At 63.3% G+C, this 6,327-nt stretch carries 5 protein-coding genes; 4 read left to right on the top strand and 1 reads right to left on the bottom strand.

The genetic code is table 11. The features are described from left to right. Positions 1 to 199 precede the first annotated feature (199 nt). Entirely contained in the window at positions 200 to 436 is a 237-nt protein-coding gene (gene rpmE / locus LUB09_RS12685; protein WP_003237330.1) for a 50S ribosomal protein L31, read from the bottom strand. Between the two features lie 217 nt (positions 437 to 653). Here rpmE and LUB09_RS12680 point away from each other — a divergent pair, with 217 nt between their 5' ends. From LUB09_RS12680 to hslV, 4 genes are all read left to right on the top strand, one after another. After that, entirely contained in the window at positions 654 to 2,873 is a 2,220-nt protein-coding gene (locus tag LUB09_RS12680; RefSeq protein WP_209987588.1) for a primosomal protein N', read from the top strand. A gap of 203 nt (positions 2,874 to 3,076) precedes the next feature. Continuing rightward, complete coding sequence (argS, locus tag LUB09_RS12675; protein ID WP_209987585.1) at positions 3,077 to 4,813, top strand: arginine--tRNA ligase; 1,737 nt, start codon at positions 3,077 to 3,079, stop codon at positions 4,811 to 4,813. A gap of 1 nt (position 4,814) precedes the next feature. Further along, positions 4,815 to 5,516, top strand: a complete 702-nt coding sequence (locus LUB09_RS12670) for an SPOR domain-containing protein (protein WP_209987582.1) — start codon at positions 4,815 to 4,817, stop codon at positions 5,514 to 5,516. A gap of 247 nt (positions 5,517 to 5,763) precedes the next feature. Beyond that, entirely contained in the window at positions 5,764 to 6,294 is a 531-nt protein-coding gene (gene hslV / locus LUB09_RS12665; protein WP_003237338.1) for an ATP-dependent protease subunit HslV, read from the top strand. The last annotated feature ends 33 nt before the right edge of the window (positions 6,295 to 6,327 follow it).

Here is a 6,327-nt window from a genome sequence, read left to right as displayed (position 1 = left end):
CGACTTGGTCTACGACCGACAATTTAAAAGCTAGCGTGTAATCGCGTTGGCTGCGCCTTTTTCCCGTATCCATTGAGTCCTCCTGAAGAAAGGTCAGAAGGTGTAAACCTTATTCAGGACGGGACACCGGGCACAAAAAAGGCGCCCACAAGGGACGCCTTTTTCAACAGCTGGCAAAAGCCCATAAGGCTTTTGAACCTTACTCTGCCGGAGTGGCAGCAGCAGGTTTCTTGCCGAAAGCACCAAAGCGATCTGCGAAGCGCTGTACACGGCCGCCGGTGTCCAGAGTTTTCTGCTTACCGGTGTAGAACGGGTGGCACTCGTTGCATACGTCAGTACCCAGTGGCTTGCACAGGTTCGAACGGGTTTCGAACTTGTTGCCGCAGCTGCAGGTGACTTCGATAGTTTCGTACGCTGGATGGATATCGGCTTTCATGGCACTTCCTCGGGCTAGCGTGCCGCCACTCGACACTATTGTCGAATACCGCACGTAATTAGGCCGCGGATTCTAACAGACCTTTCAAATCGCGCAAGCGGCGCTGACAACCCAGAACTGCCCTTTCATCAGAAAACTGTCGGCTACCCCAAGCCTCCCCCTGTCTGCTAGGCTCGCGCCCCTGCATCACCGCCTGCCTTTAGATGAGACCTCTCGCGTGCCCGACGCCATTTTGCGCCTAGCCCTGCCCTCACCCCTGCGCCGCCTGTTCGATTACCGCGCGCCGGCCGGTGTGCTGCGGGCGCAGTTGCAGCCGGGCATGCGCGTGCGCGTGCCGTTCGGTCGCCGGGAAATGATCGGTATCCTGGTAGAAATTGCCGACCACAGCGAAGTCCCGGCCGAAAAGCTCAAGCCCGCAGTGGCGATCATCGACGCCACCGCGCCACTGCCACCGGCGCTGTTCAAGCTGTGCCTGTGGACCGCCCAGTATTACCAGCACAGCCTTGGCGACACGTTGAGCTGGGCGCTGCCGGTGCTGCTGCGCCAGGGCGAACTGGCCGAAGCGCGCCAGGAACGCTTTTGGTCCACGGTGCCCGGCGCGCGCCTCGACGACCCGCGCATCGCCCGCGCCCCGCGCCAGCGTGAGGCTCTTGCCACCCTGGCGCAGCACCCCCATGGCGTGGCGCATCAGCTGTTAAGCAAGCTGATGCTGAGCAAGGACAGCCTCGACCTGCTGCTCGCCAAAGGGCTGGTGCAGGTCGAAATCCGCAAACATGCGCCCGACCCACGCCATGAACACTGGCTGGCCCAGCCGGAGCTGCCGCTGAACCCCGAGCAACGCGCCGCCTATGAAGCGATCCGCGCAGGCTTCGACAGCTTTCACGCGTTCCTGCTGGCCGGCGTCACCGGCAGCGGCAAGACCGAAGTCTACTTGCAGTTGATCCGCGAGACCCTGCAGGCCGGCAAACAGGCGCTGGTGCTGATCCCCGAGATCAACCTGGGCCCGCAGACCCTGGCGCGCTTCGAGCAGCGCTTCAATGCGCGCATCGCTCTGGTGCACTCGGCGGTCAACGACCGTGAGCGCCTGGAGTCGTGGCTGGCGGCGCGGGACGGCGAGGCCGACATTATTATCGGCACCCGTTCGGCGCTGTTTACGCCGATGAAAAACCCCGGGCTGATCATCATCGACGAGGAGCACGACGGCTCCTATAAACAGCAGGAAGGCCTGCGTTATCACGCCCGCGACCTCGCGCTGGTGCGCGCGCGCCAAGAGGACATTCCGATCGTGCTGGGTTCGGCCACGCCATCCCTGGAGAGCCTGCACAACGCCTACACCGGCCGCTATGGCCTGCTGCGCCTGAACGAGCGCGCCGGCGGCGCCAAACAGCCACGCTTCCTGCGTCTGGACGTAAAAAGCCGTCCGCTGGACAGCGGCATTTCCGGGCCGATGCAACAGGCCATCGGCCAGACCCTCGCCGCCGGCCAGCAGGTGCTGGTGTTTCTCAATCGACGCGGCTTCGCACCAACGCTGTTGTGCCACGACTGTGGCTGGATGTCCGAATGTGAGCGTTGCGATGCGCGCATGACCGTGCACCAGCGCCACGGCGAGCTGCGCTGCCATCATTGCGGCCATGTGGAGCGGGTACCGCGCCACTGCCCGCAGTGTGGCAAGGTCGACCTGCGCCCCGTCGGCGCGGGCACCGAGCGCGCCGAAGAGCGCCTGGGCATCCTGTTTCCGGATTACCCGGTGCTGCGGGTCGACCGTGACAGCACCTCGCGCAAAGACGCCATGAATCAGCTGTTTGCTACCATCCAGAAAGGCCAACCGTGCATTCTGGTGGGCACGCAGATGCTCGCCAAAGGGCATCACTTCCCGCGGGTCACCCTGGTGTCGATCCTCGATGCGGACGGTGGCCTGTTCTCCGGGGATTTTCGCGCCAGCGAGCGCATGGCGCAGTTGATCGTGCAGGTCGCCGGCCGCGCCGGGCGCGCCGAAGAGCCGGGCCGGGTGATTATCCAGACACACCTGGCCGACCACCCGCTGCTGATCCAGCTGACCGAACAGGGCTACTTCGCCTTCGCCGAACAGGCCCTGAGCGAACGCCGCTCCGCCGGCCTGCCGCCGTTTGCCCACCTCGCCCTGCTGCGCGCCGAAGCCCATAAACCGGGGCAGGCCGAAAGCTTTCTCGATGAGGCCTGCAGCGCCGCTGAACGTTTGCTGACAGAGCTGGGTCTGAGCGGCATCGAGCTGCTCGGCCCGGTGCCCGCCCCCATGGAGCGCCGCGCCGGGCGTTATCGCGCCCAATTGCTGTTGCAGGCGACCTCCCGCGCACCGTTGCACCGGCTGTTGAGCAGCTGGTTGCTGGCCCTGGAGCAAATGCCCGGCGGCCGGCAGGTGCGCTGGTCGCTGGATGTGGATCCGGTGGATTTGTATTGATAGCCAGATCGCTATCGCAGCCAAGCCAGCGCCCACAGTTGAAATGTGAATACCTTTAAATACAGGAACGGGCTTGCCCGCGATGAGGCCCGCAGGTCCGCCATACGGTCTGAACGGTTGGCAAGCTCGCCCTCGCCACGGATAATGCCCAGTTTTTCCACCTGCGCATCGCGCGCCGCCGCTTGCGGTTGAAAGAGAACACCATGAAAGACACCATTCGCCAGCTGATCCAGCAAGCCCTCACCCAACTCGTCAACGAAGGTGTGTTGCCTGAAGGCCTGTCGCCGGCGATCCAGGTGGAAAACACCCGCGACAAGACCCACGGCGACTTCGCCAGCAACATCGCGATGATGCTGTCCAAGCCGGCCGGCATGAAGCCGCGCGACCTGGCAGAAAAAATCATCGCCGCGCTGCCCGCCGACGCCAGCGTCACCAAGGCCGAAATCGCCGGCCCGGGCTTTATCAACTTCTTCCAGAACACCCAGGCCCTGGCCTCGCGCCTGGATGCAGCCCTGGCCGACGCCCGCATTGGTGCACGCAAAGCGGGCGACAGCCAGCGCGTGGTCGTCGACCTGTCGGCGCCCAACCTCGCCAAGGAGATGCACGTCGGGCACCTGCGCTCGACCATCATCGGCGACGGCGTGGCGCGGGTGCTGGAGTTTCTCGGCGACACCGTGATCCGGCAGAACCACGTAGGCGACTGGGGCACCCAGTTCGGCATGCTGATGGCCTACCTGCAAGAGAACCCGATCACCAGCAACGAGCTGGCCGACCTCGAGAACTTCTACCGCGCGGCCAAAAAACGCTTCGACGAGTCCGAGGCGTTTGCCGACCGCGCCCGTGGCCTGGTGGTCAAGCTGCAAGCCGGCGACGCTGAATGCCTGGCACTGTGGAACCGTTTCCGTGAAATTTCCCTGTCCCACTGCCAGGACATCTACGAGCTGCTCAACGTCAAACTGACCATGGCCGACGTAATGGGCGAAAGCGCCTACAACGACGACCTGATCAACGTGGTCAACGACCTCAAGGCCGCCGGCCTCCTGGTGGAGAGCAACGGCGCGCAGTGCGTGTTCCTCGAAGAATTCAAGACCGCCGACGGCGAGCCGCTGCCGGTGATCATCGTCAAGGCCGACGGCGGCTACCTCTACGCCACCACCGACCTCGCAGCCGTGCGCTATCGCAGCGGCGTGCTCAAGGCCGATCGCGCCTTGTACTTCGTCGACCAGCGCCAGGCCCTGCACTTCCAGCAGGTGTTCGAAGTGGCCCGCCGTGCAGGTTTCGTCACCCACCCGATGCACATGGAGCACATGGGCTTTGGCACCATGAACGGCGCCGATGGCCGCCCGTTCAAGACCCGCGACGGCGGCACCGTGAAGCTGATCGACCTGCTGACCGAAGCCCAGGAACGTGCCTACACCCTGGTGAAGGAAAAGAACCCGGAGCTGGCCGAGGCCGACCTGCGCAACATCGCCCGCGTGGTGGGCATTGGCGCGGTGAAGTACGCCGACCTGTCCAAGCACCGCACCAGCGATTACAGCTTCAACTTCGAGCTGATGCTCAACTTCGAAGGCAACACCGCGCCTTACCTTCTCTACGCCTACACCCGCGTGGCCGGCGTGTTCCGCAAACTGGGCAAGGATTTCAGCGAAGTTCAGGGCCAGATCAATCTTCAGGCCCCCCAGGAACACGAACTGGCGGCCAAACTGGCGCAGTTCGGCGAAGTGCTGAACAGCGTCGGCGAAAAAGGTACGCCGCACATCCTGTGCACCTATCTGTACGAAGTGGCCGGGTTGTTCTCCAGCTTCTACGAGAACTGCCCGATCCTCACCGCCGCCGACGACGCCCAGAAGCACAGTCGCCTGCGCCTCGCCGCACTGGCTGGACGGACCCTCAAGCAAGGCCTGGAACTGTTAGGCCTGGAAACCCTGGAGCGTATGTAAGTTGGCTGCCAAGAAGAAACCAGCACCCAAGCGCGGCGCGAGCCGCTATCAGGCCCCGGCAAAGAAGCCGATTCCGGGCTGGCTGTGGATGGCGATCGGCCTTACGGTCGGCGCGTTTGTAGTGTTCCTGATGAAGCTGGACCCGGGCCAGGGCGACGACGTCAAACGCGTCAAGCAGGAACAGCAAAAGGCCAGCAAGATGGCCGAAGCCAACAAGACCGCGCCCAGTCCGACCGCACCAGTGAAGCCGAAATACGACTTCTACACGCTGCTGCCCGAGTCGGAAGTGATCGTGCCGCCTGATGCCGTGCCGGAAAAAACCCTGCCGACGCCGCAGGTGCCGACCACCCCGGTGACCCCGGCGGAAGCTGCAAAAATCGACACCGCCCGCGCCCAGGCGGCGCTGGCAGGGATCACTCCGCCGCCGGCACCGCCAGTTGCCGAAACCAAGGCAGCACCGGTGACCAAGTTCTTCCTGCAGGCGGGCTCGTTCCCGAAACAGGCGGATGCGGAGCGCGTTCGCGCGCAGATCATCCTGTTGGGCCAGACCGTTTCGGTGGAGTCCGGCACGGTGAAGGAAGCGACCTGGTATCGCGTGCTGGTGGGGCCGTTCAGCAACCGTGAGCAACTGACCGTGGCGCAGAAGCAACTGGCTGGTGCGGGCTTTAGCAACCTGCTGTTACAACAACGCCAGAGCCGCTGATCCAGACGTAACGCTAATCAAAATGTGGGAGGCTTGCTCCCGATAGCAGTGTTTCAGTCAAGCATTCAGTGACTGACGCACCGCCATCGGGAGCAAGCCCCTCCCACATTGGATTTTCATTGATCTTCAGAATGAGTCCGACACTGCCGCTTGTCCGCACAAAGCCCTTATAGTTGAAATCCCCACCACCACCCCCATATCAGTTTCCATCAGGGCATTTTCGCCCCGCTGCGTGGAGACTCTCCCCTTGACCACCATCGTTTCAGTACGTCGCCACGGCAAAGTCGTCATGGGCGGCGATGGCCAGGTTTCCCTGGGTAATACCGTGATGAAAGGCAACGCCAAGAAAGTGCGTCGCCTGTACCACGGCCAGGTGCTTGCCGGTTTCGCCGGCGCCACCGCCGACGCCTTCACCCTCTTCGAGCGTTTCGAAGGCCAGTTGGAAAAACACCAGGGCCACCTCGTGCGCGCTGCGGTCGAGCTTGCCAAAGAATGGCGCACCGACCGCTCCCTCAGCCGCCTCGAAGCCATGCTGGCGGTCGCCAACAAGGACGCGTCCCTGATCATCACCGGCAACGGCGATGTGGTTGAGCCTGAACACGGCCTGATCGCCATGGGTTCCGGCGGTGGCTACGCCCAGGCGGCGGCCAGTGCACTGCTGAAGAAGACCGACCTGTCGGCCCGCGAAGTCGTCGAGACCGCGCTGGGTATCGCCGGCGATATCTGCGTGTTCACCAACCACAACTTCACCATTGAGGAGCAGGACCTCGCCGAGTAAGCCGTAGGCTTATTTGCGCTTGAGGCCGCCAAA

The sequence above is a fragment of the Pseudomonas sp. Leaf59 genome (assembly GCF_920984685.1).
Classification (GTDB): Bacteria; Pseudomonadota; Gammaproteobacteria; order Pseudomonadales; family Pseudomonadaceae; genus Aquipseudomonas.
The sequence above is the reverse complement of the archived record's forward strand: the minus strand, read 5'-3'. Positions and strand labels throughout refer to the sequence as shown.

What these genes read in the sequence shown, in the direction of transcription:
- rpmE (WP_003237330.1), bottom strand. Translation starts at nt 436, where the DNA reads ATGAAAGCCGATATCCATCCAGCGTACGAAACTATCGAAGTCACCTGC.
- argS (WP_209987585.1), top strand. Translation starts at nt 3,077, where the DNA reads ATGAAAGACACCATTCGCCAGCTGATCCAGCAAGCCCTCACCCAACTC.